The organism is Bacillus sp. MT(2024) (genome assembly GCF_036362845.1).
Classification (GTDB): domain Bacteria; phylum Bacillota; class Bacilli; order Bacillales; family Bacillaceae; genus Bacillus; species Bacillus velezensis.
The window spans coordinates 803,772-830,281 of record NZ_CP143632.1; the positions used below are offsets into that span (position 1 = coordinate 803,772).

Annotated in this window: 28 protein-coding genes; 18 read left to right on the forward strand and 10 right to left on the reverse strand. The window is 48.4% G+C overall.

The annotated features are described in order from the left end of the window. Window positions 1–363 precede the first annotated feature (363 nt). The gene (cyoE, locus tag VP472_RS04090) at window positions 364–1,311 is read left to right on the forward strand and encodes a heme o synthase (RefSeq protein ID WP_070081515.1); all 948 of its coding nucleotides are present in this window, start codon (window positions 364–366) and stop codon (window positions 1,309–1,311) included. Window positions 1,312–1,348: 37 nt separating this feature from the next. Here cyoE and VP472_RS04095 read toward each other — a convergent pair whose 3' ends face one another. Continuing rightward, window positions 1,349–1,900 carry a PadR family transcriptional regulator gene (locus VP472_RS04095; RefSeq protein WP_012117104.1) on the reverse strand — a complete coding sequence of 184 codons (552 nt, stop codon included), beginning with the start codon at window positions 1,898–1,900 and terminating at the stop codon, window positions 1,349–1,351. A gap of 232 nt (window positions 1,901–2,132) precedes the next feature. Between VP472_RS04095 and VP472_RS04100 the strand changes: the two genes are divergently transcribed. The 5 genes from VP472_RS04100 to bstA all read left to right on the forward strand — a co-directional run bounded on the left by VP472_RS04100 (window position 2,133) and on the right by bstA (window position 7,345). Further along, window positions 2,133–2,735 carry an NAD(P)H-dependent oxidoreductase gene (locus tag VP472_RS04100; protein ID WP_070081516.1) on the forward strand — a complete coding sequence of 201 codons (603 nt, stop codon included), beginning with the start codon at window positions 2,133–2,135 and terminating at the stop codon, window positions 2,733–2,735. Then, entirely contained in the window at window positions 2,726–3,814 is a 1,089-nt protein-coding gene (locus VP472_RS04105) for an acyltransferase family protein (protein ID WP_003155518.1), read from the forward strand. The genes VP472_RS04100 and VP472_RS04105 overlap by 10 nt, the downstream gene beginning before the upstream one ends. Before the next feature lie 256 nt (window positions 3,815–4,070). Continuing rightward, a complete protein-coding gene (locus VP472_RS04110) occupies window positions 4,071–6,482 on the forward strand; it encodes a PEP/pyruvate-binding domain-containing protein (RefSeq protein ID WP_070081517.1) in 2,412 nt (803 codons plus the stop codon). A gap of 22 nt (window positions 6,483–6,504) precedes the next feature. Next, window positions 6,505–6,777, forward strand: coding sequence for a ribonuclease inhibitor Barstar (locus VP472_RS04115; protein ID WP_025650237.1), 273 nt, complete (start codon window positions 6,505–6,507; stop codon window positions 6,775–6,777). Window positions 6,778–6,802: 25 nt separating this feature from the next. Then, window positions 6,803–7,345, forward strand: a complete 543-nt coding sequence (bstA, locus tag VP472_RS04120; protein WP_146276361.1) for a bacillithiol transferase BstA — start codon at window positions 6,803–6,805, stop codon at window positions 7,343–7,345. Here bstA and VP472_RS04125 read toward each other — a convergent pair. Then, window positions 7,305–8,897 (reverse strand): MFS transporter, encoded by a 1,593-nt coding sequence (locus VP472_RS04125; protein ID WP_070081519.1) that lies wholly within the window; start codon window positions 8,895–8,897, stop codon window positions 7,305–7,307. The two genes, bstA and VP472_RS04125, sit on opposite strands and share 41 nt — an antisense overlap. Before the next feature lie 107 nt (window positions 8,898–9,004). Further along, entirely contained in the window at window positions 9,005–9,487 is a 483-nt protein-coding gene (locus tag VP472_RS04130; protein WP_003155512.1) for a MarR family transcriptional regulator, read from the reverse strand. 168 nt (window positions 9,488–9,655) lie between these two features. On the opposite strand from VP472_RS04130, the gene mprF reads away from it, so the two are divergent. From mprF to VP472_RS04145, 3 genes are all read left to right on the forward strand, one after another. Beyond that, window positions 9,656–12,226 carry a bifunctional lysylphosphatidylglycerol flippase/synthetase MprF gene (mprF, locus tag VP472_RS04135; protein WP_060386825.1) on the forward strand — a complete coding sequence of 857 codons (2,571 nt, stop codon included), beginning with the start codon at window positions 9,656–9,658 and terminating at the stop codon, window positions 12,224–12,226. Between the two features lie 93 nt (window positions 12,227–12,319). Next, a complete protein-coding gene (locus VP472_RS04140) occupies window positions 12,320–13,204 on the forward strand; it encodes a PhzF family phenazine biosynthesis isomerase (RefSeq protein WP_070081521.1) in 885 nt (294 codons plus the stop codon). Window positions 13,205–13,280: 76 nt separating this feature from the next. Next, window positions 13,281–13,865 (forward strand): nitroreductase family protein, encoded by a 585-nt coding sequence (locus VP472_RS04145; RefSeq protein WP_007408549.1) that lies wholly within the window; start codon window positions 13,281–13,283, stop codon window positions 13,863–13,865. A gap of 38 nt (window positions 13,866–13,903) precedes the next feature. Here VP472_RS04145 and VP472_RS04150 read toward each other — a convergent pair whose 3' ends face one another. The 3 genes from VP472_RS04150 to VP472_RS04160 all read right to left on the reverse strand — a co-directional run bounded on the left by VP472_RS04150 (window position 13,904) and on the right by VP472_RS04160 (window position 15,233). Further along, entirely contained in the window at window positions 13,904–14,095 is a 192-nt protein-coding gene (locus VP472_RS04150; protein WP_003155508.1) for a YfhD family protein, read from the reverse strand. A gap of 70 nt (window positions 14,096–14,165) precedes the next feature. Then, the gene (locus tag VP472_RS04155; protein WP_003155504.1) at window positions 14,166–14,276 is read right to left on the reverse strand and encodes a YfhE family protein; all 111 of its coding nucleotides are present in this window, start codon (window positions 14,274–14,276) and stop codon (window positions 14,166–14,168) included. Between the two features lie 57 nt (window positions 14,277–14,333). Beyond that, complete coding sequence (locus tag VP472_RS04160) at window positions 14,334–15,233, reverse strand: TIGR01777 family oxidoreductase (RefSeq protein ID WP_025650232.1); 900 nt, start codon at window positions 15,231–15,233, stop codon at window positions 14,334–14,336. A 91-nt stretch (window positions 15,234–15,324) separates the two neighbouring features. Between VP472_RS04160 and recX the strand changes: the two genes are divergently transcribed. The 3 genes from recX (at window position 15,325) to VP472_RS04175 (ending at window position 17,774) form a co-directional block, all read left to right on the forward strand. After that, window positions 15,325–16,116, forward strand: a complete 792-nt coding sequence (gene recX, locus VP472_RS04165) for a recombination regulator RecX (protein ID WP_003155502.1) — start codon at window positions 15,325–15,327, stop codon at window positions 16,114–16,116. A gap of 6 nt (window positions 16,117–16,122) precedes the next feature. Beyond that, complete coding sequence (locus VP472_RS04170) at window positions 16,123–16,434, forward strand: YfhH family protein (protein WP_025650230.1); 312 nt, start codon at window positions 16,123–16,125, stop codon at window positions 16,432–16,434. Between the two features lie 146 nt (window positions 16,435–16,580). Next, a complete protein-coding gene (locus VP472_RS04175; RefSeq protein WP_025650229.1) occupies window positions 16,581–17,774 on the forward strand; it encodes an MFS transporter in 1,194 nt (397 codons plus the stop codon). 39 nt (window positions 17,775–17,813) lie between these two features. Here VP472_RS04175 and VP472_RS04180 read toward each other — a convergent pair whose 3' ends face one another. The 3 genes from VP472_RS04180 to VP472_RS04190 all read right to left on the reverse strand — a co-directional run bounded on the left by VP472_RS04180 (window position 17,814) and on the right by VP472_RS04190 (window position 19,373). Then, window positions 17,814–18,203 carry a DUF2606 family protein gene (locus VP472_RS04180; RefSeq protein ID WP_146276365.1) on the reverse strand — a complete coding sequence of 130 codons (390 nt, stop codon included), beginning with the start codon at window positions 18,201–18,203 and terminating at the stop codon, window positions 17,814–17,816. Beyond that, a complete protein-coding gene (locus VP472_RS04185; RefSeq protein ID WP_003155497.1) occupies window positions 18,166–19,077 on the reverse strand; it encodes a trypsin-like serine peptidase in 912 nt (303 codons plus the stop codon). The genes VP472_RS04180 and VP472_RS04185 overlap by 38 nt, the downstream gene beginning before the upstream one ends. A 143-nt stretch (window positions 19,078–19,220) precedes the next feature. Next, entirely contained in the window at window positions 19,221–19,373 is a 153-nt protein-coding gene (locus tag VP472_RS04190) for a small, acid-soluble spore protein K (protein ID WP_003155495.1), read from the reverse strand. A 123-nt stretch (window positions 19,374–19,496) separates the two neighbouring features. Between VP472_RS04190 and VP472_RS04195 the strand changes: the two genes are divergently transcribed. The 6 genes from VP472_RS04195 to VP472_RS04220 all read left to right on the forward strand — a co-directional run bounded on the left by VP472_RS04195 (window position 19,497) and on the right by VP472_RS04220 (window position 25,512). Continuing rightward, a complete protein-coding gene (locus VP472_RS04195) occupies window positions 19,497–19,766 on the forward strand; it encodes a YfhJ family protein (protein WP_003155492.1) in 270 nt (89 codons plus the stop codon). A 131-nt stretch (window positions 19,767–19,897) separates the two neighbouring features. Beyond that, window positions 19,898–20,425, forward strand: coding sequence for an SH3 domain-containing protein (locus VP472_RS04200; protein WP_146276367.1), 528 nt, complete (start codon window positions 19,898–19,900; stop codon window positions 20,423–20,425). 85 nt (window positions 20,426–20,510) lie between these two features. Then, window positions 20,511–20,846, forward strand: a complete 336-nt coding sequence (locus tag VP472_RS04205; RefSeq protein WP_138091930.1) for an SdpI family protein — start codon at window positions 20,511–20,513, stop codon at window positions 20,844–20,846. Next, the gene (locus VP472_RS04210) at window positions 20,839–21,699 is read left to right on the forward strand and encodes an alpha/beta fold hydrolase (RefSeq protein ID WP_070081525.1); all 861 of its coding nucleotides are present in this window, start codon (window positions 20,839–20,841) and stop codon (window positions 21,697–21,699) included. The genes VP472_RS04205 and VP472_RS04210 overlap by 8 nt, the downstream gene beginning before the upstream one ends. 210 nt (window positions 21,700–21,909) lie before the next feature. Then, on the forward strand, window positions 21,910–22,890 hold the full coding sequence (locus VP472_RS04215; RefSeq protein WP_003155484.1) for a glycosyltransferase family 2 protein: 981 nt from the start codon (window positions 21,910–21,912) through the stop codon (window positions 22,888–22,890). Between the two features lie 36 nt (window positions 22,891–22,926). Then, a complete protein-coding gene (locus VP472_RS04220) occupies window positions 22,927–25,512 on the forward strand; it encodes a YfhO family protein (protein WP_153986652.1) in 2,586 nt (861 codons plus the stop codon). Here VP472_RS04220 and VP472_RS04225 read toward each other — a convergent pair. After that, entirely contained in the window at window positions 25,509–26,492 is a 984-nt protein-coding gene (locus tag VP472_RS04225; protein ID WP_003155481.1) for a metal-dependent hydrolase, read from the reverse strand. The two genes, VP472_RS04220 and VP472_RS04225, sit on opposite strands and share 4 nt — an antisense overlap. Between the last annotated feature and the right edge of the window lie 18 nt (window positions 26,493–26,510).

Here is a 26,510-nt window from a genome sequence, read left to right on the forward strand (position 1 = left end):
CGTCTCACCGGCAAGGGTTTTTATTTTTCTAAAGGCTCGGGAAAGAAGAACGTCGATTTGCAATATACACCCGGCTTTTGTGTGACTGAAGAGAGCGAACATCTCAGTGAGGCGCAAAAATGACGCGTGGAGCCTGCCATCGCCGGCCCGAACTCAGGGCATCCGCTGGATTGAAAATGGGTGTCCGTTCGGCGGATGAGGGAGCTGTATGGGCAGACTTTGAATAGAAAAAGGGAAAAGCCGCATCCGGTCACAAGATTGGCTTTTCATATACAATTTACAATTGTGTGAAAAATGCCCAAAATAAATTGTGCTTCCTGATTCTTCCTGATATGATAAGCCGAAAAAGGAGAACCTCCACAAATGAATTCAAATGCAGCACAGACGGAACAGTCTATGAAGCATAACGGAAACCGGATGACGGTCAAGGACTTTATCATTCTTGCCAAACCGGGGATTATCATCTCAAATTCACTCGCCGCATTGGGCGGATTTTGGATCGCGTGGCTTCAGTCGGAAAGGACGGGCGGAGGGCCCGGTATATTTGCCGCCATGGCGGTTGCCATGATCGGAACGGCGTTAGTCATGGCGTCAAGCACTGTTTTTAATAACTTCTTTGACCGCGGCATGGACGCAAAGATGGCGCGAACCCGCACCCGCGCCAGCGTCACGGGAAAAATACCGCCGACGGTCATGATCCTGTACGGCACATGTCTCGGCGCATGCGGATTCATCATGCTTGCTTCGCTTAATGTACTGACCGCCGTTCTTGGCCTGCTTGCATTTTTGCTGTATGCCGTCGTTTATACGCTTTGGTTTAAAAGACAATCCGTCTGGAGCACATTTGTCGGCAGCTTTCCCGGGGCGGCTCCGCCTTTAATCGGTTATTGCGCGCTGGCCGGGTACATTGATATGCCCGCGATTTTGTTATTCGCGATTATGTTTTTGTGGCAGCCGCCGCATTTCTGGGCGATCGGAATCAGGCGAAAGGAAGAGTATCGTGCCGCCGGCATTCCGCTTTTGCCGATCATAAAAGGCAATCGCGTCACAAAAATAAAAATGCTGCGCTATATCGCCGTTCTGACTGCGGTTTCGCTGCTCGTTCCTCTTTATATAGACGTCAGCCCGTTTTATACCGCAACCGCTCTCCTGCTCGGGGCCATCTGGCTGTACCGGAGCGTCAAAGGCTTTCAGGCGGCGGATGACACGCAATGGTCGAAGGGGATGTTTTTTTATTCGATTGTTTATTTCAGTCTGCTTTTTCTTATTTTAATGGCTGATTCGTTTATCAATGCGGTTCTCAGAACGTAAACAGGCGGCCTGCAGATACAGAGCCGCCCCGTTTTGTTTATGCTTTTTTGATGAGAGCCAAAATATCTTCAAGCCAGGAAATATAATTCCGTTCCCGCTCAAGCGCTTTTGTCAGCACGAGATAATGGCCGAAATCAGGAGAAGAAAATGAATCCGCCTCCGCGGACGATGTCATCAGTTCTTGATAACTGTTTTCCAGATCGGACAATTTCTCCTTACGCTTTACGAGCTGATCGGTGAATAGCTCATCCGCTTCTTCCTGCGTCAAAGCTGAGATGAAATAAGCCTTCAGCATAAATTCATCCTTCACCGTTTCCGGAATCGGGTCTTTTTTCGTCAGCCAGGCAGCAAGCTCCAGCTCTCCCTTGTCAGTCAGCGTGTACATTTTTTTCTCAAGCTTCGTTCCTTGAATCGCAGTGCGAAACGTAATAAATCCCTCAGCCGTCAGTTTTTTTAATTCCGGATAAATCTGGCTGTGCTTTGCGCTCCAAAACTGGCCGAGCTCTTCCTTAAAATAGCTCGATATATCATATCCGCTCAATTCGCCTTTTCGCAAAAGCCCTAAAATCGCGTACTTTAAAATTCTCATGTTGTCCTCCAAGCCCATTCATTTGACAGCTAGTATACCATACGGCCGCTTAAAAACGCAGAAGCGCCGGATGCTTGTCATTGAATCCGCGGCGGCAAAATCAGCAAAATATGCAGAAAGGGGTTATCGAAACGGCAGCAGAACTGGAAAAAGCTTTTCTCATGTCTTTGCCTCATTCATATGACATCATGATATAATCATTGTAAAAATTATTAAATACTGGGAGGGACATATGAAGACGGTGATTGTGTATGCAAACCCAGATGAGAACAGTTTCAATGCGGCTCTCGTAAAATACGTCGCCATGGCTTTAAAGGACAGCGGCCAAAGCTATACGGTCATTGATTTATACGCCGATCAATTTGATCCCGTGCTGAAGTACGGCGGCGAAAAAAAGCGCTCTGACATGAACCGGGACACTGAAACGAAGAAATACCGGAAACTGATGAAAGAAGCGGATCATCTCATTTTCATCTACCCGCTGTGGTGGGGAGGCGTTCCGGCGATTATGAAAGGCTTTTTTGACAGAGTGCTTGTCGCCGGAGAAGCCTACACATATGAAAACGGCCGCGTAAAAGGACTGCTCCGGGCAGAGACGGCACAGGTCTTTTATACGGCGGACTCCCCGGGCTGGTACTTAAAGTGGTTCCGGAAAAACTCGGACTGGATTACGCTGAAAAAAGGTATTCTGCAATTTTGCGGCATTCAAAAAGCCGAGCGGAACCTTTTTTCTGTCGTCAGAACGAGCACACCCGAACTGCGGGAAAAATGGCTGCGCCAAGCATACGCCAAAGTCCGGCGCGCTTGTGAAAAAGGAGCGGCCGCATGCAGATAAAAGAAATTTTCGTGATTCGCTGCCTGTCCTGTTTAAGTGTCGTTCTGCTTCACGCAGTTTCAATGGTGCTGATGATTCAGGAAGAGTCCTTAGCCAGTGCCGCCCATACGGTTGATGCGTTTCGGACCCTGTTGATGTTCAGCACGCCGGCGTTTATCTTTATTTCGGAATTTCTGCTTGCCAGGTCATACCCGAAAGGCGTTCCAGCGGGTTTTTTAAAGAAAAGGGGCAAAGTCATTTTCGTGCCGTTTCTGTTTATTGCCGCGGTGGATGCCATTTTAATGAAAAGCGTGGCGGAAGAAGGAGCCGGATTCGTTTCAGTGATCGGTAAATTTTTAGAAAATGTGTTTTTAGGAAACTTCATCGGCTACTTCATTCTTGTGATCTTTCAATTTTACATTCTCCATATGCTGCTGCACCGCTGGCTGAACAACACATCCCCCGTGTGGGTGCTGTCTGTTTCGTTTATCATCAACGCCGTCTATCTGGCTTACTTTTCGATCTTTCATCCGCCGGCATCATCGGGGCTTGATTCTATTTTTCCGTTCTTTTGGGTTCCGTTTCCGGGCTGGGTGTTTTATTTCTGTCTGGCATTTTATTGCGGAAAGGAATATCCGCGTTTTTTATCGCTCATCAATCAGTACCGTTATGCGGTTTACTTCAGTGCGGCCGTATCGGCAATATTGATTGTGGCCGTTTCATATATCAGCGGCGGCTCCATTTCCTCTAAGCGTCCGGATATTATGATTTACGCGGTCAGTATGATCTTTCTGTGTTTTCATCTGTTTTCAAAGCTCAAAAAAGTGCCCGCGATTGTGATGATGATCAGCAACTATTCGTTTTCAATCTATCTGCTGCACTCCTACTTTTTAATCAGCGGATATCTTCTGGAAGGCTATTTGCGGTCAATGCCTTTAGCGGCTGCCATTCTTCTTTTATTTTTGATCTGCACGCTCGGTCCCATTTTCGTATCGTGGGGGTGCAACCATTTCAGATACGGATACCTGTTTGTCGGGAAAGTGTATCAGCCGAAGCAGACCAAAAGAAATACGGCGGCGCATCAAGGCCGCACAGTCTGAAAAAAAGGCGGCGCTTCGGCCGCCTTTTTGATACGGGTCCGCTTTATCCGGCACGAGGACGGATAGTTGTACATCCTGCAAACAAAGCCCCCGCCTGCGGCTGTTTTGACGGATGCATTTATGACAAAATAACGCCATTGATTTTCTCCCTTGTGAAGACCGATATATTGTATACTTGTAGGAAATACTTTCAAAAAAAGTGAAAAAGAGAAAAACTGTGAGCTTGGATGAACGACTAAAAAGGAGCGGGGACATTATGAATGACTGTGTCAAAACATTCGGAGAACTTCCGGCCGAACTTTATTCCTTTGCGGGAGGAAAAGGAAGCATTCTCTCTAAAATGTATCAAAGCGGGTATCCTGTGCCTGAAGGGTTTGTGATTTTGCCGTCAGCCTTTCAGGACGGACAGCTCCGCCATCAGGCGAGAGAGGCTGTTGATCAATATGTGAATTCCATCCGCAGCCGCCATGCATCTGCGTTGTTTGCCGTACGCTCATCCGCGCTGAGCGAGGATTCCGCTCAGGCTTCCTTTGCCGGAGAATTCGATACGGTGTTGAATGTCAAAACAGATCAAGACATGTCCAGGGCGATTGATGAAGTCCGCCGGTCGGTACAGTCAGAAAGAGTAAAAGCGTACAGCGCCGTTCAGGGAATGGAAGATGAGCATGAAATCGCAATCGTCATCCAGCTGATGATACCGTCTGAGATATCCGGAGTGCTGTTTACCGCAGATCCGATTACGGGGAGCAGGCGGGAGATGACAGGCAATTACGTCTACGGTCTCGGGGAGCAGCTCGTTTCCGGGGAAGCCGATGCCTATTCTTTTAAACTGGCACGGCCCAAGAAAAAATATGACGGCCCCGGGGAATTTCGCAAATATGCGTCAAAGCTCTATAAACTGGCGAAAAAGCTGGAAAAAGATCTTGGAGGGCCGCAGGATATTGAATGGGCCGCCGCGGGCGGGACATTGTATATTCTTCAATCCCGCCCGATTACGACCTTACAAGCCGGAAATCTGGAAACCTATGAATGGAACGATTCTTTCAGCGGTGATTTTTTATGGACAAACACCAATATAGGAGAAGCGATTCCCGATGTGATGACGCCGCTGACATGGTCGCTCCTCCGGAATCTGGATGAAGAGTCGGGCATCATTCCGGGCTATTATGTCTGGTCCGGCAATATTTGCGGCAGAGCCTATAACAATATGAGCCAGCCTCTTTCCGTTCTCGCCGCTTTCGGTCTGAATCCGAAAGGCGGAAAAATTGGAAAAATGATGAGCGATACATTGGGAGAAATCCCGGCGGAAATGAAGATTCCTTTATATCCGTTCTCAAAGTATGAACTTTTGAAGATCATCCCGAAAAAACTGAAACCGTATCTGTCGAAAATGAAGCAAGCGAAAAAAAACATGTCCTCCTACTTGGACGAATCGCCGGAGTGGTGCCGGAATATTGAGGAAAAGCTGAAACGCGCCGAAACGGAGCGGGCATTATTAGCGATATGGAACAATGAGATCTATCCGTATTTATGCAACGCGTGGTTTGCGTTAATATCCGGCGGGCGTGATTCTGCGCAATCCTCTTCGTCGTTAACCTCTCAATTAACAAAACTCGCAGGCATAGAAGATGCGAATCTCCTGCTTTCCAATCTGAGGGGAAAAGGCGGACTGGCCAGCCTGGAGCCGATTATCGGCATTGATCAAGTCATGAAAGGCCGTATGAGCGAGGAAGAATATCTCAGGAACCAAGGCCACCGTGGTCCGCATGAATACGAACTTTCCATACCGCATCCGGGAGAAAACCGGGATTGGCTGACGAAGCAGATCAAAGAACACAAGGAGTCGGGTATTGATGCCGAACAACTGCTTTTGAAACAGCAGCGGGCGCATGAACAGGCCTTCCGAAGATTTGCAGAAAAGTATCCTCATAAGGTCAAATGGCTCAAAGCCAAAATGGAAAAAGCGTCAGAATACGCGAATATGAGAGAAACAACCAGATCCGAATTTGTCAGGGTGTACCGGACAGCCAGAGCATTCGCGCTCAGAGCGGCGGAAATGACCGGCATGAAGGACGATATTTTCTTTCTGTATCTGCATGAAATAACCGATCTGCTCGCGGGGAAAGAGCCGGCGGTTGCATCGATTCAAGCGAGAAAGCAAAACTATGAAACCTATAAAAAACTGCCGCCGTTCCCATCCGTTATTAACGGAAGATTCAATCCGTTTAAATGGGCTGAGGATCCTGACAGAAGAGCGGATTATTACGATGCTTTTATGCCTGCGGAAACGGATGATGCGCATACTTTAAAAGGTTTCGCGGGAGCGGCCGGGAGAGTGGAGGGCATTGTCCGTGTCCTTGATGTCCCGGAAGACGGGGATTCTTTTGCGGCGGGGGAAATTTTAGTGACGTCGACAACCAATGTAGGCTGGACCCCGCTTTTTCCAAGAGCGGCTGCCATCATAACGGACGTCGGCGCCCCTTTGTCCCACGCGGCGATTGTCGCCCGGGAACTGGGGATTCCTGCCGTTGTCGGGTGCGGAAATGCAACGTCAAAACTGAGAACGGGGGACAGGGTGGCCGTTGACGGCGGGCAAGGAATCGTTCAGCTGGAACCGCGGCAGACTCCGGTCACTTCTGAAGAGGAAAATGGTAAACTGATAGAATAAAATCAAGAGAAAGGAGCAACGCATGAATAAAGCAGTTATTAACGGGGAGCAAATCAGAAGTATGAGCGACCTGCACCAGACATTGAAAAAGGAACTTGCCCTTCCTGAATACTACGGTGAAAACCTTGACGCTTTATGGGATTGTCTGACCGGCTGGGTGGAATATCCCCTCGTTTTAGAATGGAGACAGTTTGAACAAAGCAAGCAGTTTACAGAAAATGGCGCCGAGAGTGTGCTTCAGGTCTTTCGTGAAGCGAAAGCGGAAGGCTGCGACATCACCATCATACTTTCATAATACGATCAGCGGGAGAGAGACAAAAATGGAAAAACAAACCCTCAGCTATCCGATTGGAGAATATCAGCCGGCTGAATGGATTTCGTCCGGACAGAAACAAGAATGGATCAATGCGCTGGAACACGCTCCGGCCAATCTGAAACAAGCTGTCAGAGCGATGTCGGACAGTCAGCTTGATACGCCGTACCGCGAAGGGGGATGGACTGTCCGCCAAGTGGTTCACCATCTGGCGGACAGCCACATGAACGGCTATACCCGGTTTAAATTGAGCTTAACGGAGAATGAACCGGAAATCCGTCCTTATGATGAAAAAGGCTGGGCCGATCTTCATGATTCCAAAACCGCCGCTTGCGGGGATGCGCTTGAGCTGTTAACAATCCTGCACAGAAGATGGGCCTCTCTTTTGCGCTCCATGACGGAAGCCCAATTCAAACGGGCATACTTCCATCCTGTATCTAAAGAGACGGTTACGCTGGAACAGGCGCTCGGGCTATATGTCTGGCACTCTGAACATCACATCGCCCATATTACTGAGCTTTCCCGGCGGATGGGCTGGCATCTGTCTTAGAGGATGCCGGCTTCCGGAAAAACGCCAAAACAGCCGCAGACACGATCGTGCATAATGAAATGACGGCGGCTGCCGTATAAAGATGGTGGTAGCCGCTGGAAATGCCCGCTTCAATCGCATCAAAAACCGCTTTTTTGACGGCGGGAACGGGGATTCGGCTTACCTGCTCCTGCAACGAAGAAAGTTCGCCGCCAATATCGGGCGTTTGCGCCTGATCAGCGGGAATGCCGCTTTTCATTAAGCGGTTTTTAATGTCCTCTCCGATCCGGTCAAAGCCCGCTGTAATGAAGCCGGCATATAAAGCCGGAGCGAGCGTCAGCCCGACCTGCCTTACGAGTGACAGCGTGCCGAGCGCTGTTCCTTTGTTTTGGCCCGCCGTTTCTGATACAAGCACATTCAGCGGAGCCCCGAGCAGAAATCCGAAACCGATCCCCGCAATGACACTCGCCGTGACAAATTCCCATTTATCCGTCACCCATAACGGAAACAGGCTGAATCCGGCAAAGGCGATGGCGCCTGATACAGCCGCGGAGAAGACCGGCCCTTTTTTATCCGTGACCGCCCCGCCGAGCCACGCTCCGATGCCTGACGCCAACGCAAGCGGCGTCATCCAATAACCCGCTTTCTCCGCCGATACGTGCAAATATTGCTCCGCATAAGAAGGAATAAAAATGACCGCAGCGAGCAGCCCTCCCGATAAAAATCCGATGACGAGCGTCCATTGAAACACTTTATTTTGCAGCAGCGAGTAGGCGAGAATCGGATCGCCCCCCCGGTTTTCAACCCGCTTTTCGACCTTAAGCAGCACCAGAAAGAGAAGTGCCGCTCCCAAAAGATACCCGTACACCTTTACGTCCATTATGCTTTCTGACAGCTTCGCCCCATCGAGATTCGTGATACCGATCATACAAGATAAGATCGCAAGAGACAGCAGCATTGTGCCGGCGAGATCAAGCCGTTTCGCCTCAGGCTCTTTCGTTTCAGCGATAAACAAACCGCCGCACACAACCAAAGCGGCGGCAATCGGCAGGTTAATCAAGAACAGCCAATGCCACGACCCGGTTACATCAAGCAAAAAGCTCCCGATATTCGGTCCGAGGACGGCCGCCATACCGTTCATCGCCCCTAAAAGCCCGAGAGCTTTCCCCTGTTTCTCCTTCGGAAGCACGGCCAGCACATGCGAACTCCCGATTATAAAAATTCCGCCGCCGCCAAGCGCCTGAATGAGCCGTGCCGCCAAAAACATCGGGAAGCTCTGACTGAGTGCGACAAGCAAAGAGCCGAGTCCGAACAGGCCGACTTCCATCATAAACAGTTTTTTCCGCCCGTATCGGTCCGACAGCTTGCCGACAATCGGCACACTGACACTGAGTCCCAATGTGTAAAGGGTCACTCCCCACGATCCCCATGAAGGAGAAACATCAAAAGAGCTGTTAATCGTCGTCAGAGCAGCGGAAATAATTCCGTTGTCCAGCGCCGCCATGAACACACCGATCGTAAAAAGAGTGATGGCCCGGCTCTGGTTTTTTTCTGTTTGCAATGGATCCGGCATACTGATCAATCCTTCCGTTTTAATTCACTTCGAATATATTATTCACTTAGAGTGAATTAAATGTCAAACAAAAAAAGGCCGCCGATACCGGCAGGCCTTTTTCATCTCTATGCCTGTTTGGAAGAATCAAGGGCTCTTGCCAAGATGGCAAGTCCTTGATTGACCGTTTGTTTTTCTTCAGCGGTCAGCGTTTCCAATGAACGCTTCAATTTCACATGTCCTTTTTGATAAAGGCTGCGGAAAATATCTTTCGCGTTTTCCGTTAATTGAACGACGACTGAACGGCGGTCTTCTTCTGACGGAGCGCGTGTAATGAAACATGATTTTTCTAAACGGTCAAGCAGCCCCGTCGTATTTGAAAGGGAAGCGCCCATTTTCTCCGCTATGTCACTCACCTTAAGCGTTCCGTGGTTGTTCAGAAGCATCAGCACCTTCATTTGCGGCATGCTCATATCCAGTTTCATCCACTCCGACACATCGCCGAGTCCCGCCGAGGTCATCACTTTCATGTACAGCACCCAAATATCCCGTTCCTCAGGAGAAAAAATATCGCCGCCTAATACCGTTGTATCATGCAGATTATAATCCATCGTCTCACTTCCTCATTCATACTCCTGCATACCATATTACTGATTTTAATCAGAGAAAGAAAGTTGCAGACGAGTTTTGTTTGAATGTGAGGTGGTAGTGTATAATATGTTGGAGATTATTGGGGGAATTATAATAAATAAGCTATTTTATGATGATTGGAGAGAACATTGCTGACTAAAAAGAATGCCTTATCGATATTAAAAGTATTATTTCCTATTGCAGTTTTGCTTTTAGTCATTTATCAGTCCAAAAAGGAATTGACAGACCTTTCTTTTAAACGAACGCTGTACATTATTAACGGGATTGAGCGTTACGATTTATTTATTCTCGTTCTGCTCGGTCTCCTTGCCGTCAGCGCGATGTCCTTTTATGACTTTGTGCTGAAACGGACGCTTCGCCTCAACATTCCGAATTGGAAAGTATTCAGGGTCTCCTTTATCGCCAATTCCTTTAACAATGTCCTTGGGTTTGGCGGTCTGGCGGGCGTCGGGCTGCGGACGATGCTTTACAAAGAGCATACGAATGACGTAAAACGCCTCGTCGCAGGCATCGCCTGGCTTACGTCCTCAGCGCTGCTCGGGCTGTCCGTCTTCAGTATCCTGACCATTGCCCGCATTCTGCCGGTCGGAGAGATTACAGGTGAGAAACCGTGGCTGTGGGCTGTTATCGCCGGAGTGGCGCTTATTGTGCCGGCAGCCTTAATCGCCGCTTGGATCAACAATAAAAAAGCTGGCGCAGAAGACGGTGAAGCAAAACCGAGGCATCCGGTTTTTTCTTACATCGGGGCATCGTTTGCCGAATGGTTTGCGGCGGCCGTCGTCATGTATTATTCCCTGTATGTCATGGGGATTCACGCGGATGTCCGCCATGTATTCGGTGTATTTGCCATTGCTGCTATCGGGGGAATCATCAGCCTTGTGCCGGGAGGATTCGGTTCGTTTGACCTTCTGTTTCTGCTCGGCATGCAGAATATGGGCTTTCCGCAGGAGGCGGTTGTGACATCCATCGTCATCTACCGGATTGTGTATTCATTTATTCCGTTTGTGTTCGGGCTGTTCTTTGCGGCCGGCGATTTAACGGAAAATACGCTTAAACGGCTGGAATCAAATCCGAAGATGGCGCCCGCCGTGGAAACGACGAACGTGCTTCTCGTATTCCAGCGCGCCATCTTAATCAGAGTGCTTTACGGTTCGCTGTCGCTTTTGGTTTTTATGGCGGGAGTCGTTGTGCTTGCGTCCGTCGCCCTGCCGATTGACAGGGAGACGGTCATCCCGCATATTCCGCGCCCGGCGCTCCTTGCGTTTAACGCGTTATCGTTAAGCGCGGCTTTGATTCTTTTAATCTTGCCGATTGAATTATACAAACGGACGAAACGTTCTTATTCAATGGCTGTTGCCGCGCTGGTCGGCGGTTTTGTGTTCAGTTTCTTAAAAGGATTGAACATCAGCGCGATCTTTATTCTGCCTGTCGTCATTGTATTGCTGGTGCTGTTAAAGCGGCAGTTTATCAGAGAGCAGGCATCGTATACGCTCGGCCAGATGATTTTTGCCGCCGCTCTGTTTATTATCGCCTTGTTTAACTACAATCTCATTGCCGGCTTTATTTGGGATAAAATGAATCGTCTGCTGCGCCACGATTATTTCGTTCATAACAATTCTCACATTACATATGCCACGATGACGGCCATTATTGTTGTGCCGCTGTTTTTCCTTTTGTTTACGGTCTTTTATCATAAAAGATCGAAGCCGATCGGAGAAAAGGCCGATCCTGAACGGCTGAAGTCCTTTTTGGCGGAAGAAGGCGGAAACGCCCTCAGCCATCTCGGCTTTCTCGGGGATAAGCGGTTTTATTTCTCAAGCGACGGCAAAGCGCTTTTATTGTTCGGCCAGATTTCCAGAAGGCTTGTCGTGCTCGGTGATCCGTCAGGACAGAGAGACTCTTTTCCGCTTGTGATTGAGGAATTTCTGAATGAAGCGCATAAGCAGGGGCTGAGTGTCATGTTTTATCAGATCGAACGTGAAGATCTGGCGCTGTACCATGACTTCGGCTATAACTTCTTCAAGCTCGGAGAAGAGGCGTTCGTGGATATGGAAGCATTTACGCTGTCAGGTAAGAAAAAAGCGGGGCTGCGGGCGATTAACAATAAATTTGACCGCGAAGGCTACACATTTCATGTCGGGGAACCGCCGTTTTCCTCCGAGTTTATCGCCAAGCTGAAAGACATTTCGGACGAATGGCTCGGACCGAAAAAAGAGAAAGGTTTTTCTCTCGGTTTCTTCGACCGGGATTATCTGGAACAGGCGCCGATTGCTTACGTGAAAGACGCGGAAGGGGAGATCATCGCTTTTGCCAACCTGATGCCGATGTATCAGGAAGGCGAGATATCAGTCGACTTGATGCGTTATCGGAAAAGCGCGCCGAACGGTATTATGGACGCGCTTTTCATCCGTCTGTTTCTCTGGGCGCAGGAAAAAGGCTATACCACCTTTAATATGGGCATGGCGCCTTTGTCAAACGTAGGAACGGCTTTTACATCTTTCTGGTCGGAAAGAATCGCGGCCGTCATTTTCAACAACGTCCGGTATATGTACAGCTTCAGCGGGCTGCGGGCCTTTAAAGAAAAATACAAACCGGAGTGGCGCGGGAAATACTTGGCGTACCGTAAAAACAGATCGCTGTCCGTCACGATGATTCTCGTCACCCGCCTGATCGGAAAAACCAAAAAAAGACGCCGTTAAAAGGCGTCTTTTTTTTGAAGAATTAACTAAAAATTCTAATTTTACTCTGTTATACTGAATAACATGATCATAAGGTGAAAGGAAGGCTGATGAATGAAACAGGCAACCGTGTTTAAATATGAAGCGTTTACCGATATTCCTGATTTGGGAAATCCCGCGGGAATCGTCTTTAACGGAGATGATTATTCAGATGAAGAGATGCAGATGATCGCCGAAATGGCAGGGTACAATGAGACCTCATTTCTCTGCAAAAGCGGAGAAGCCGATCTGCGCATCCGCTATTTTACACCCGGCCACGAAATGAATTTATGCGGACATGCTACCGTCGCCTCTCTTTACGCATTAATTGAAAAGGGAAGGCTTCAGGCTGATCAGACATATCAAATTGAGACAAAAGCCGGCATTCTTCCCGCAAAAGCCGCTGAACGAAACGGCCGGGTATACATCACGCTCAAACAGGCACCCCCGCAATTTCTGCCGTTTACGGGCGACAAAGAAAAGCTTGCGGCCTCGCTCGGGATTACGGCTGAGGATTTTCACAGCGAGCTGCCGATTGTTTACGGATCAACGGGGATCTGGACACTGATTGTTCCTCTGAGATCACTTCAAGCATCACGGAATATGGTGCCTGAAAACGCACAATTCCCCGCTGTTTTGCGCGATCTTCCGAAAGCGAGCGTTCATCCGTTTTCTCTGGAAACCGTTCATTCGGAAAGTGATCTGCACGGCCGTCATTTTTCTTCCCCTTTCTCCGGAACGACCGAAGATCCCGTCACGGGAACCGCTTCAGGCGTCATGGCAGCCTATATGCGGCAATACGGAGGCTCTGAAGCCGAATGCCTCACGATCGAACAAGGCCAGGAAATCGGGAAAGACGGAAAAGTGGAAATCAGGATTACAGAAGATAACGGAAAGATGAACATCGAGATGACGGGAACGGCCGTGTATGCAGAATCAATCAATTTTCAGCTTCCGTAACGGTTTACAAAAGACGGTCGTATCCGTTATATTATAAATGATAATCATTTTCAATTGAATAGGAAGGTGAATCGGCATGCCGAAAACCGAACAATTACAGCAAAACGAAAGTCTTGCACATACAATCAGAAACAGAAGATCCATCCGGTCGTTTAAACCGGAAACCGTACCTTCTGAAGTCATATTAGATATGCTTGAAACGGCCGTTTACGCACCGAACCACAGACTGACGGAGCCATGGCGTTTTATCTACGCAGCAAGCGAAGCGGGAAAAGCAAAGCTTGCGGACAGCTACGTCTCATTTTTCAAAAAAATAAAAGATGATTTCAACGAGGAAAAAGAGCGGAACATGAGAAAAAACCTCAGCGCCGTTCCGGGATTTTTGCTGGTCGTCTTAAAAGAAGATGAAAATGAATTTACGAGAAACGATGATTTCGCGGCGCTGAGCGGCATGATTCAAAACCTTCAGCTTCTCGCACATGAAAACGGCATCGGCATGGTCTGGAAAAGCGGCCGCATCATGTATGACAAACAGGTGCACCAAGACTTCGGCCTTGCAGACAATGAGCGCTTCGCCGCCATCATTCAAACGGGCTATCCGGATGAACAGCCTAAGGCGAAAGAACGGACGCCGGCAAAAAGCCTGTTTACCGAGTTGTAAAAAAATCCCCGTCTCCATACAGAGGCGGGGATTTCGTATTAGCGGGTTTTGCTTTTAGCTCTGTTGTCAGCGGCTTTCATCCGCGCCTGCGCTTCGCGGTCAGCGGAATCAGCAAGCTCGCTTGAATATTCCTCGTACGTGCCGTCTGTTTCGCGTTTCAAAGCATCCGGAACTTGAGGAAGTTTTTGTTTGTTTTTATCACGGTTTTTGTGAGTATGATTTCTGCCCATATCAATCGCCCCCTGAAAAAAGTGATATCAAACAAACATAGTATCTGCCCGGTCCCGATCTTTATTCAGTTTATTTCCGTTTGGCTGCTCTTTCCGCTTTTTTGAATTCACCGGAATAAAGGACTTCCTGCATTTTTTTCAGATTGGCTCCCTGCTGATGTTTTTCGCGCTTCTTTTCCATAAAAGAAGACCCTCCTTCAAAACAGAATACCAATAGGATTGGCTTTTATTTCCGTTTTTATGCAGATAAGAGATCCTTTAAAGCCAACTCAAGTTCTTCATACGTAAATTGAAAACCGGATGTCAGCGCCTGCTTAGGCAGGGCGCGCTGGCCTTTTACGATCAGCAGGCTCATTTCTCCCAAGGCCTTCTCCAGAAAAAATTCCGGTACGGGAATCCAATGGGGGCGGTGCAGGACGCTTGCGATCGTCTTTCCGAATTGCTTCATTTCTACGGGGTTCGGCGATGTCACATTCATGGGACCGGACAAGTCATCATGCTCCGCCGCAAAAGCAATAAGTTCCGCGGCGTCATCGACATGAACCCATGACAGCCACTGCCGTCCAGAGCCGACGGTGCCTCCGGCTAACAGCTTATAAGGAAGAACCATGAGCGGCAGGGCGCCTTTTTCACCGAGCATCACGCCGAATCTGGCATATACCGTCCGAATGCCGAGCGCTTCAATTTTCTGGCCTTCACGCTCCCACATATGAGCCGTATGACTGAGAAAGTCTTCATTTGACGTATCGGACTGCTCAGTGAACGTTTTCTCTGTGCTGGTGCCGTAAATGCCGACTGCGCTTGCCTGAATTAAAGCCCGGGGTTTTTTCGGCTGCTGCTTCATAATCCGTCTGACTTCTCTCGTCGCTTCTACCCGGCTTGAGATGATTTGTTCTTTCGTTGTGTCCGTCCAGCGGTCAAAGATGGATTTGCCGGCGAGGTTCACCCATACATCAATAGGGGGAAGCTCGCGCTCAGGCGCCGCGTTTTCGGCCAGCCATTGAACATATGTCACATTTTTTTGTTCGGTTTCTCTCTGTTTTCTTGATAAAATATAGACATGATGTCCCCGGCGGGTAAGCACACCTGTCAGATGCCGGCCCAGAAAACCAGTGCCGCCTGTCATCGCGATATTCATATCCATCTCTCCTTACACGTTGATACATATACTGTACCTCATTTGCCAAAAAGAAAAACGCCTAAACATCGGGGCGGGAAAGGAGACCGGGATGCCGTTTATTACAAAAATATCGACCCAAAAGAAAAATACCGAGCGCTTCAACATCTTTCTTGATGAGAAATATGCATTCAGCGTCGACGCCGACGTGCTTGTGCGTTTTGACCTGAAAAAAGGGAAAGAACTGGACGAGCTTGACATTCTTGAAATCCAGCACGGTGATGACGTGAAAAAAGCCTTTAACCGCGCCGTAGAATTTTTATCATATCGGATGCGGTCTGAAAAAGAAGTCCGGGATCACCTGAAGAAAAAAGAAACACCGGACATGGTCATTTCTGAAGTCATCCATAAACTGTACGATTACCGCTACTTAAATGACAAAGAATTTGCCGAAGCCTATGCGAGCACCCACAAAAAAACAAACGGTAAAGGCCCTGACGTCCTGTTCCGCGAGCTGAAAGCGAAAGGAATAGACGACGATACCATCAAGGAGACGCTCAGCGCGTTTACATTTGATGAGCAGATACAAGAAGCGCTGAAACATATCGGCAAAATCCTCAAAAAAGACAAAAAGCTGTCCACAAAAGAGATCAGACAGCGGGCGCAGATGCAGCTTCAGCGAAAAGGTTTCCCTTTTGACGTCATCAATGCCGCTCTGGAGCAGACGGAGTATGAAAATGATGATGAAGCCGAGATGGAAGCTCTGAAGGCTCATGCGGAAAAAGCGATCAGGAAATACCGCTATGACGGCAGCTATGAAAGCGGAATGAAGGTCAAACAGTACTTATTCAGAAAAGGATTCTCGATTGACGATATTGATCAATTCTTGCAGGAAGAGGAGTAAACTGAAATGGACAAACGATACAGTCAAATGACGCCTCATGAACTACAGACAGAAATTGCGGGACTGACGGAAAAAGCGCGAAAAGCGGAACAGATGGGCATTGTAAATGAACTGGCCGTGCTTGAACGGAAAATGACGATGGCCAAAGCTTACATGCTGAACCCGGAAGACTTTCGGCCCGGCGGGGTGTATCAGATAGAAGGTTCTGATGACACTTTCCGCATTGATTACATCAACGGCGTATTCGCCTGGGGACACAGATCTTCCCCGTCTGACGGGGAAGAAGCACTGCCGATTTCCGTTTTAAAAGAAAAATAATAACAAAAGAGGCCGGTTCCGGCCTCTTTTTCTTTTCGGGCACATTCGTTTCAACCTTTCAGTAAAAAATGATTGAATTCATTTTTGATATCTTTTAAGATGGAATTCGTTGTTTTTTAATAAAAAGGAGGCGATTTGCGTTGAATATCAAAATGAAACAGCCATCTGTGAAATTAATGATTTTTGTTTTAATGATTTGCACATTTTCCATCGGGTATACGGAATATGCTGTCATGGGTATTCTGACGTCGATTGCCGATGACTTTCATATACATGTATCTTCAGCGGGCATGCTTGTTACGGCGTACGCGGCAAGCGTCTGCCTGACGGGCCCGATCGTAACCATTATCGCGGTTAAGCTGCCGAGAAAGCCGGTGCTGCTAGGGTTGATGGGCATCTTCGTCCTTGCCAACCTGATGAGCGTCTTTGCGCCGAACTTCGCCGTGCTGGCGATTTCCAGAATTTTATCCGCATCCATTCACGGAGCCTTTTTTGCGATCGCCATGGTGTTTGCGAGTGAAATGGTGCCGCCTGAAAAACGTTCCGCCGCCGCGGCTTCCATGAACGGCGGATTAACCGTGGCGCTGATGCTCGGCGTCCCGTTCGGCTCTTATTTAGGGGATGCCCTTAACTGGCGGGCCGTCTTTTTCATTATTTCCGTTTTAGGCCTGATCGGGCTGATCGGACTGATGCTGGTCGTACCGAACCGGAAACCGAAAGTGATTCCGATGCTGATGAATGAATGGAGTGTCTTTAAGCATAAACAAGTAATTTTTTCCTTTGCGATCACCATTCTCGGCTACTCAGGCGTATTTATCGCTTACACGTTTATTGAGCCGATTTTAAGAGATTCAGCGGGGTTCGGCACAGTCGGCATCACAGGCGCGTTATTTGCCTACGGTCTCGGCGGAGTGGCGGGGAATTTCTTCGCGGGGAAAGTGCCGCTTAAACTGCTGACGCGCACGATGATCGGTGTGATGATCGGCCTGATCGGCGTCTTGGCGATTTTCCCTTATATCGCTGTCTTTCCCGCCGCCGCCGTTTCAGCGACATTTTTGTTCGGCGCATGTGCGTTCGGCACGCCGCCGCTTTTGCAGACCAAGGTTATTTCTTCCTCTGAAAACGGCACGACAATAGCCGCTGCGGTGAGCGTTTCCGCCTTTAACCTGGCAAACGCGCTCGGCGCCTGGATCGGCGGATTGATTCTCGGGGGAACGGGATCTTACTCATGGCTGTTTGCCGGCGGTGCGCTGATGACGGCTCTCGGCCTTGTGCTTTCCACGTTCGCTCATCTGTCTGAGAAGAAAGATGTTTATGAATACCAAGTGCATAAAGGATAACAAAAAGCTTGCAGGGGATATTCCGCCTGCAAGCTTTTTTCAGTGTTTCAATGTAATGCTGATCACCGTATGTTTATCACTCTCAGCTAAGGAAATATTCCGGGTTTCCGGTACTCCGTCTTTTTCAAAAACGACGGCATAGGTTCCTTTCGCGCCGCTTTTCCATGCAATATCGCCGTGGTGATCAGTCTTGCCTATTATCTCTCCGCGATCTATATTGGGCTGATGATCTGACTCCGCCGCTTTCATCACGGTAACCGTCACACCGGCAGCCGGTGAACCGTCTGCATCCTCAACATGGAGCGTAACGGGCATTGCCTTTTTGGCGGCGGAATCATCCGCTTTGCCGCATCCGCATAAAACGGCCGCCGCGAGAAAGATAACAAAAGCTTTATTGATTTGACCAATATTGAATGTTGTCGAATACACTGTTTGTCACCCTTGTTCCCAGATTGTAAGACGACCCGCCGTTTGTATGAATGGCAATGGCGGTCTGGCCGGTGTCGCTGTAATTGCGGTAAACGGGCGATCCGCTCTGGCAGCCGAACGTATCTGTCGTGTAAGTGAGTTTATATGTCTCGGCAGAACGTATCGGCTTGCTGTCCGACCACATGGAACCGGACACTTTGTCGCACGGATATCCTGTCACGGTTGAGGAAAGCCCGGCCGGACTGGAACTGTTGGTCGTCCGGTAGCCGTACCAGCCGACAGTATTCCCGGGCGATCCGTTTACTTTGATTGCGCCGTAATCATAGTTTGTGTCACCGTTTTCTGTCCACCCTTTGACACTGTAGAATGTCTTGCCTGAATAAGAGCCGTACGGGTACGATGACCCGTTGCGGCCGGGAGCTGCCGTAATTTTCGATGCCCAGCCGTTTTTCTGATCATACACGCAATGTCCCGCCGTAACGATCGTGTCGGCATTGACAAAAAAACCGGTGCATCCGTAGGTGCTTGTGCTGCCGCTGTATGTAACGGTCAGCTGTGCTGTCGCGCGATATGGAAATGATGTTGTGGGAGAAATTCTGATTCGTTCGTCTGTCCCAATAATACTGGAAGGCTTTAATGACTTGATGTCAGCTTTGCTGTTTTGTGCAAGCTGTCTTTTGGTGAGGCCCGTTCCTTCATAAGCGGGGGATGTCTGTGTTGTTTGTACAGGCTGATTCTGATTTGCGTCAAACTCCTCACCGCTGTTTGATACAGATGTCTGCGGGCTGCCCGCTGCTTCTGCTGAAACAGCAAATAATGAAACTGACAGTAAGAATGCGGTAAGGCTCAGCAATCGTTTTGAAACTGTCTTCATTTTATAAAACCCCTCCTTTTTTGTCTACGGCTTGCGGTTTAACATTTAACATATTATGGAATTTATTTAGCGTTATGACCGCACGAGGATGTTTTTTTTCGCAAAAAAAAGACCGGGTCATTCCCGGTCTCTTACGGTGTATGTTATCGTCTGCCTGAAGCTCTCATGCGCTCTTGCGGGTGCGAATTAATTGAACCGTCCGCCCGTTTAGAAGCGTAGTCATCCTTTGCCCGCGGTTCGCCTTCAAACTTATTATTGTTCTGATTAGGAAATCCTTTTGCCTTGTTCCGGACCATTTGTTTTCCCCCTCGGCCAATATCAAAAGGTTGCGCCTTCTGGACTGAAGACGTAAAGTTAGTATATGCCTGTGACAAGCTGCGTAAAAGCAGCAGGTTTTCCCAAGGAAAGGAGACAGAGACATGAATACATATATCGACAAACTGACGAATTTGCTGCTTGAGAAAAATGACATGCTCAGCTATTTGCAAGCGCGAACTTGGGTTGAGCTTTTATGGGGAGATTTCGAAGCGACTTACGCAAAAGCCGGCCGCCCGTATCAAGGAGAGCAAATGACGGAACGCGTCGTCAAGGAATGGATCGAATCATACGGCAGCAAGCTCCATATGTTCCAGAGCGTTCGGGAAGACGTTTCTCATTATTTGGATCAAAGCAGGGGTCTCCTGCATTAATATAGCAGTGCGCCCGCCGGATACCGTCCGGCGGTTTTTTCTTTTTATAAAAGAAATGGGAAAATCATGTTTGACGACCGGCGGAATGTGGAAATGTGTAATAACTTATAAAATAGCGGGGAGGAACCACAATGAACATGAAAAAGGGGTTAACCGCATTTATTCCGGCCGCAGGACTTTGCTTATTTTTAGCCGCAGGCACCGTTTTTTTTGATCCGGCAGCGAATGCCGCAGCAGTTCACCAGACAAAAATAGACACCGCAGCAGATACATATATCGTGAAAGCAGGAGAACTTAATGTCCGCAAAGAACCCAATAAACAAGGGCGGATTATCGGCACGCTTCGTTCAGAGGATTCCGTAAAGGTTAAACGGCTTCAAGGAGCTGAGTGGGCTGAAATTGACTACAAAGGTCACAAAGCCTATATTTCCACGCATTTTCTGATGAAGCAGCCGGTGAAGGCGGTGACCGCGAAACAAACCGATTTTTATACGCCGACTTTGGAAACCGGCAAAAAAGGGTCCGTTAAAGCGGGTGAAACCGTCAATGTGCTCGGCTGGGGGTTCAGCCATGACGGAGGGTTTGACCGTAAATGGGCGTACATCACATACGGCGGGAAAGCAGGTTATGTGAAAACGGCCGACTTAACTCAAAAATAAAGATTCAGGCAGGCGAATGAGCCTGCTTTTTTTCTGAAACCTTTCGCCTTTCCTTTCGTAAAAGATGAAAAGGAGAGTGATGGATATGATAATGGTGATCGGCGGCCTTCTGATGGCTGCGGCCGGCATTTCAGTCACATTTTTTCCGCCGAAGTCGATCAGCAGCCTATACGGATATCGGACGAAGCGCTCTATGGCGGATGAGTCGCAGTGGAAAGAAGGCAATCGATTCAGTGCGCTCCTCATGATTCTGTTCGGCCTTATTTCGGCGGCAGCTGGATTTTCGGGCAGCCTGCTTATCCGGCTGACTCAGCCGTTCGCCCTGATTGTTCAGGCCGTATTGTTGATTGCGATCAGCGTACTGATCATCGTCTTAACAGAAAGAAGATTGAAACAAACGGGGAGGAGAATCGATGAATGACATTACGTTTCACATGATCGAAACAAACGGAGTGACGCTGCACACGGCTTCAGCCGGTCCGAAAGACGGTCCTTTGGCGGTGCTGCTGCACGGGTTTCCGGAATTCTGGTACGGCTGGAAGAGTCAGATCAAACCGCTGGCGGATGCCGGATACCATGTTGTCGTGCCTGATCAGCGCGGCTATAATCTCAGTGACAAACCGGAGGGCATTGAAAACTATACCATTGATACGCTCAGAGACGACATTATCGGGCTGATCACTCATTTTACAAATGACAAAGCCGTCGTCATCGGACATGATTGGGGAGGAGCCGTGGCCTGGCATTTGGCATCCACGCGGCCGCAATACGTTGAAAAATTGATCACGGTCAATATCCCGCACCCGGCGGTTATGCGGAAGGTCACACCGTTCTACCCGCCGCAGTGGAAGAAAAGCTCTTATATCGCTTTCTTTCAGCTTCCGGAAAAGCCGGAACGGAGATTGTCTGAAGACGATTACCGCGTATTGGATCACGCGATCGGCTTATCCGAACGCCCGGCGCTTTTTTCACGGGAAGATGTCGACAGCTACAAAGAAGCATGGGGCAGAAAAGGAGCGCTCACGGCGATGCTGAACTGGTACCGGGCGATCAGAGCCGGCGGTTTAGGCCCTGCCGTTCCGCTTAAAATGCCCGTTCCGTACCGGTTAATATGGGGCGTCAACGACCGCGCGCTGAGCAAAAAGCTCGCCAAGGAAACAAAACGGATGATTCCAAACGGCGACTTAATCTTCATAGATGATGCCTCACATTGGGTCATTCACGAAAAACCGCGCATCGTCAGCCATTTGATTCATGAATACCTTCAGCAATAAAGTCTGTCCCGCGTACAGACTTTTTCTTTTTTTTCTCATATCTGCCGAAAAACATGACAAAATATAAACCATATGCAGAAAAAAATTTCTTTCCCTGTAACAAAAAAAGGGTTTAAACGTCATTAAAAAAAGGAAAAGCCTTACTGAAGTTTTGCGGACAATTCCTTTAAGGCCGTCCTAAAAAAAGAATAATACAAAGAAGGTGCCTTCATGAAACAAAGGTTAATCTCAATTATTATTCCGTCTTACAATGAAGGGAACAACGTCAAGCTCATCCATGAATCTTTAAAAAAAGAATTTCAGACGATTCATTATGACTATGAAATTTTCTACATCAATGACGGAAGCGCGGATGACACCCTTCAGCAGATTAAAGAACTGGCCGCCAGAAACCATCGCGTCAAATACATATCTTTTTCCCGCAACTTCGGGAAAGAAGCGGCCATTCTGGCAGGATTTGAACACGTGCAGGGCGAAGCGGTAATCGTGATGGACGCCGATCTGCAGCATCCGACCCATCTGCTGAAAGACTTCATTCAAGGCTATGAAGAAGGGTATGACCAAGTCATCGCGCAGCGCAACCGAAAAGGGGACAGCCCCGTGCGTTCCGTGCTTTCTTCCCTGTATTATAAATTTATCAACAAAGCCGTCGAAGTGGACTTGCGTGACGGGGTCGGAGATTTCCGCCTGCTGAGCCGGCAGGCCGTTGATGCTCTTTTGAAGCTGAGTGAAGGGAACCGTTTCTCGAAAGGGTTGTTCTGCTGGATCGGGTTTGACCAGAAAATCGTATTTTATGAAAATGTCGAAAGGAAGAACGGCACGTCCAAATGGTCATTCAGCAATTTGTTCAACTACGGAATGGACGGTGTCGTCTCCTTCAACAACAAGCCCCTCAGGGTATGCTTTTTCACCGGTATTCTGATATTGCTTCTGTCGATGGTTTATATTGTAACGACCTTTGTTCATATTCTGACACACGGCGTGTCCGTACCCGGATACTTCACCATTATTTCCGCCGTGCTGTTTTTAGGGGGCATCCAGCTTTTGAGTCTCGGCATCATCGGAGAATACATCGGCCGGATTTACTATGAAACAAAAAAACGCCCGCACTATTTAATTAAAGAAGCGAATATAACGTACGGAGAACAAAATGAAACGAATTATACAAAAAAGCGCAAGTGGAACCATTAAACAGCCGCCGCTGTGCGCAGGGTCTGGGGACATTGTATGAAAAAAAATAAATGGATCTTGCCGGCAGCCTGTGTGCTGGCTGCGGCAGCCGCTCATATTTTTTTCTTAAAAGAGTGGTCGGCAGGCCGCTATATGACGGGGTCTGGAGACGGGATCGCCCAAATGGCGGTCTTCAAAAAGCTGCTGTTTGATCAATATATGAACGGCAGGCTGTTTTACAGCTATTCGTTCGGACTGGGCGGGGGAGTGTACAGTCAGCTCGGCTATTATTTCTCTACTTCTTTTCTATTCCTGTTTATCTCCGCCGCTGTCCGCTTTTTGCAGCTTATTCAGCTGACGGGTGAGGCTGATGCGCTGTTTTGGGCGCAGGCCTCCGTTTTTATCAGCATCGCCAAGCAGAGTTTTATCATATTCACGGCGGCGTGTGTGTTCCGCTATTTCGTCAAACGGACGGTGCCTGCTTTTGCCGGCGCCGTGTTGTACGGGGTCTCGATTATCTACTTCCGGCATGAGGTGTATTGGGACTTTTTCACTGACAGTATGGTGTGGCTGCCGCTGCTCGTGCTCGGCGCGGAAAAAATCATCAGGGAAAAAAAGCCGGCGTGGTTTATCTTCGCCTGTGCGCTGACATTGATCAACAACTTTTATTTTGCGTATATTAATCTGATTTTCATCGGCATTTACATCTTATTCAGATGGATCATTCATCTTGAAGACAATGAAGCCAAAAAGCTCACTCAATGCAGAATGTTTATTCTGTCAGGCCTTCTCGGCTTCGGCATAAGCGCAGTCTCCTTTATCCCTGTCGTATACGGATATCTTCATAATCTGCGGCCGCCGTATTCAGAGCAGATTGCATGGCTTGATTTTTCCGACAACATTTTATTTTCAAGCCGGATAATCATTCTGCCGGCGGTTTTTTTACTTTTTCTATTTACATTTTCTTTATATAAAAACCGGCTGTTTCGGCTGTTTGCGGGAATCAGTCTGCTGTACATTCTGTTTCACTTCAGTCCGTTTGCGGCAAGCGCCTTTAACGGTTTTTCAGCTCCGCAAAACAGGTTTGAATACGTCCTGTGCTTCACGATTGCCGGAACGGTTGCAGCAGGGCTTTCTAAGCTTTCAGACATCAGCATGAAGAGTATGCTGATATCCGCCGTACTCGCCGTTCTGCTCTATTGGAGTCAAGTGAGACGGTTCAGCCTGGATATTTCTGATCAGGCCAACCTGCCTATCCTGCTCCTTCTGGGGCTGACCATTGCCGCTTTCCTTGCAGCAAAGACAAGACTGAAAGGCGCGGTGCCCGCCGTCTATGCCGTCATTCTCTTGACGGCGGTGCTGACGGCTAATACATATGAAAAATATGCGTTATCAGAAGGCGGGAAGATTTATACGGTATCGCATACCTTTATGACGGGTCCTGACTATAAGGGCAAAGAACAAACAGAGCTTATTCAGCGTCTGAAAGAAAAAGACCCTGATCCGTTTGCCCGTTTAGATTGGATGAACGGTGTTTTCAATAACACCCCGATCATTTACGGGTTCAACGGATTCAGCGTATACTCAAGCATCCTGAACCGCAATCTGCTGTCCTTTTACTGGAACGATCTCCGGATTGATATGGGCAGAGAAAGCGTCAGCCGCTATGCGACATTAGGAAACAGGGCTAATTTATACAGCCTGCTTTACGGAAAATATTATATGACGGAAAAAACAAACGAGGCCGGCGTGCCGTACGGGTTCAAAAAAATCATGGAATCATCCCATTATGCGGTTTATCAAAATCAATATATGCTTCCGTTCGTACGGACAGCTGATCGCATATATAACGAGGACGGCCTGAAAAAAGCGCCCGCCCTTGCCAGAGAACGGGCAATGCTTGACGGGATCATCACGGAATCAAGCGCAGCCAACACGAAAAAAGCGCCTGAGGCGAAAAATATGATCCGCCATGCAGAGATAGCGGCCGAACATGGCGATTATCATAACGGCATCCTGACGGTAAACGAAGACGGCGGCGGCCTGATCATTACGCCGCAAGCCGCTAAGATGGACGGCGGCGATTATTACGTCAGCTTTTATTTGAAGAATAAAGCGAAGGACCAGGGCTTTACATTAAAAGTGAACGATTACACGACAACGAGAAAATCGAATCAATCCATTTACAAAACAGGTGTCAACGATCTTACTGTCAGAGTGCCGAAAACAAAAAACATCCAAATCCGTCTGCCGAAAGGATCGTATCAGCTTGACAGACTGGCGCTTTACGAAGAACGGTACGATACGCTGAAAAACGCATACCGAAAAGCGGAAAAAGAACCGCGGGCCGATCTCAGATGGCGCGGAAATACGCTTCATATCTCGTATGAAAACAAAACCCGCGCACCGTATATCATGCTTCCGATTCCATATGAAAAAGGCTGGGAGCTGAAGATAAACGGCAGAAAAGAACAGATTGAAAAAGCGGATTATTCCTTTATCGGATTTAAAGCGCAAAAAGGAAAAAACGATATTCAATTAACGTATTACCCGCCGTTTTTTAAACCCGCGGCCGCTCTATCGGTGATCAGCCTCGTGTTTGCCGCTATATATGTGAGAAGACAAAAAAAGCCCGGCTCTTAAACAGAGCCGAGCTTTAATTTTTTCTGCAGTTTTTCCTCGCTGAAAATCCAGCCCGTGTAGGAAGAGAGAAGCTCTAAATCATGACTGAGGTGGACGATGGCGACAAAAGGATAGTGGCCTTTGCTCCGGTAGCGCAAATCAATAAAGCGCACCTCATAATGATCTTTAAAAGTATCGACCTCCCACCTGTAAACGGGGGAAAATGAAAGAAAGGCTGCAATATTTTCGTCCTGTTTCGCGGCCTTCATCACGTCGGTTTCCGGAACGGGCACGCGGTTGAATGTATCCAATATCACGACATGGCCGTCAAGGCTTCTGCCGACATAAAAGGCATGCGCCGTCGTCACGGCGATACGCCACTGCCTGAATTTCATCGTCGGCGAAATAATGATGGTTTCAATCTCCTCTTCAATCATTTCGCGCAGCCTTCGCTTTATCCGCAGCTGCATCAAAAACCGGACGGCGTAATATCCTGCGAGGATGATATAAAGCATCAGAAATGTCACGCCCGGATGACCTCCGATATACCACACGGCAATCGCGGCCAAGTGGCTGACGAAAATAAACGGATCAAAGGTATTGATTAAACCGAGAGCGATCCATTTTCTCGAAAACGGACGGATGGCCTGTGTGCCGTACGCGTTAAAAATGTCAACAAACACATGCAAAACGACAGCCAGAAGCGTCCACAGCCACAGGTGCAAAAAGTTCGCTTCCGGATAAAACATAAACAAAATGCCCGGAATCAGAACGGACCAAAATAATACGGCGGGAATGGAGTGCGTGAATCCTCTATGATTTCGAATATAAACGGCATTATTTTTCAGCTTCAATATGGTATCAATATCAGGTGCCTGAGAGCCGGCAAGCGCGGCGATCATAACTGCCTGAGACATGGGGGTGTGCATGCCGACGGCAGGATCAAGAGTTGCGATTCCGCCAAGCGCGATACCCATGACAACGTGAGTGCCAGTATCCATTGTTGACCTCCTAGCAGG

Bases quoted from the DNA above. Each gene is read 5' to 3' on its own strand.
- cyoE (WP_070081515.1), top strand. From the start codon at position 364: ATGAATTCAAATGCAGCACAGACGGAACAGTCTATGAAGCATAACGGA.
- VP472_RS04095 (WP_012117104.1), bottom strand. From the start codon at position 1,900: ATGAGAATTTTAAAGTACGCGATTTTAGGGCTTTTGCGAAAAGGCGAA.
- VP472_RS04100 (WP_070081516.1), top strand. From the start codon at position 2,133: ATGAAGACGGTGATTGTGTATGCAAACCCAGATGAGAACAGTTTCAAT.
- VP472_RS04105 (WP_003155518.1), top strand. From the start codon at position 2,726: ATGCAGATAAAAGAAATTTTCGTGATTCGCTGCCTGTCCTGTTTAAGT.
- VP472_RS04110 (WP_070081517.1), top strand. From the start codon at position 4,071: ATGAATGACTGTGTCAAAACATTCGGAGAACTTCCGGCCGAACTTTAT.
- VP472_RS04115 (WP_025650237.1), top strand. From the start codon at position 6,505: ATGAATAAAGCAGTTATTAACGGGGAGCAAATCAGAAGTATGAGCGAC.
- bstA (WP_146276361.1), top strand. From the start codon at position 6,803: ATGGAAAAACAAACCCTCAGCTATCCGATTGGAGAATATCAGCCGGCT.
- VP472_RS04125 (WP_070081519.1), bottom strand. From the start codon at position 8,897: ATGCCGGATCCATTGCAAACAGAAAAAAACCAGAGCCGGGCCATCACT.
- VP472_RS04130 (WP_003155512.1), bottom strand. From the start codon at position 9,487: ATGGATTATAATCTGCATGATACAACGGTATTAGGCGGCGATATTTTT.
- VP472_RS04140 (WP_070081521.1), top strand. From the start codon at position 12,320: ATGAAACAGGCAACCGTGTTTAAATATGAAGCGTTTACCGATATTCCT.
- VP472_RS04145 (WP_007408549.1), top strand. From the start codon at position 13,281: ATGCCGAAAACCGAACAATTACAGCAAAACGAAAGTCTTGCACATACA.
- VP472_RS04150 (WP_003155508.1), bottom strand. From the start codon at position 14,095: ATGGGCAGAAATCATACTCACAAAAACCGTGATAAAAACAAACAAAAA.
- VP472_RS04155 (WP_003155504.1), bottom strand. From the start codon at position 14,276: ATGGAAAAGAAGCGCGAAAAACATCAGCAGGGAGCCAATCTGAAAAAA.
- VP472_RS04160 (WP_025650232.1), bottom strand. From the start codon at position 15,233: ATGAATATCGCGATGACAGGCGGCACTGGTTTTCTGGGCCGGCATCTG.
- recX (WP_003155502.1), top strand. From the start codon at position 15,325: ATGCCGTTTATTACAAAAATATCGACCCAAAAGAAAAATACCGAGCGC.
- VP472_RS04170 (WP_025650230.1), top strand. From the start codon at position 16,123: ATGGACAAACGATACAGTCAAATGACGCCTCATGAACTACAGACAGAA.
- VP472_RS04185 (WP_003155497.1), bottom strand. From the start codon at position 19,077: ATGAAGACAGTTTCAAAACGATTGCTGAGCCTTACCGCATTCTTACTG.
- VP472_RS04190 (WP_003155495.1), bottom strand. From the start codon at position 19,373: ATGGTCCGGAACAAGGCAAAAGGATTTCCTAATCAGAACAATAATAAG.
- VP472_RS04195 (WP_003155492.1), top strand. From the start codon at position 19,497: ATGAATACATATATCGACAAACTGACGAATTTGCTGCTTGAGAAAAAT.
- VP472_RS04200 (WP_146276367.1), top strand. From the start codon at position 19,898: ATGAACATGAAAAAGGGGTTAACCGCATTTATTCCGGCCGCAGGACTT.
- VP472_RS04205 (WP_138091930.1), top strand. From the start codon at position 20,511: ATGATAATGGTGATCGGCGGCCTTCTGATGGCTGCGGCCGGCATTTCA.
- VP472_RS04210 (WP_070081525.1), top strand. From the start codon at position 20,839: ATGAATGACATTACGTTTCACATGATCGAAACAAACGGAGTGACGCTG.
- VP472_RS04215 (WP_003155484.1), top strand. From the start codon at position 21,910: ATGAAACAAAGGTTAATCTCAATTATTATTCCGTCTTACAATGAAGGG.
- VP472_RS04220 (WP_153986652.1), top strand. From the start codon at position 22,927: ATGAAAAAAAATAAATGGATCTTGCCGGCAGCCTGTGTGCTGGCTGCG.
- VP472_RS04225 (WP_003155481.1), bottom strand. From the start codon at position 26,492: ATGGATACTGGCACTCACGTTGTCATGGGTATCGCGCTTGGCGGAATC.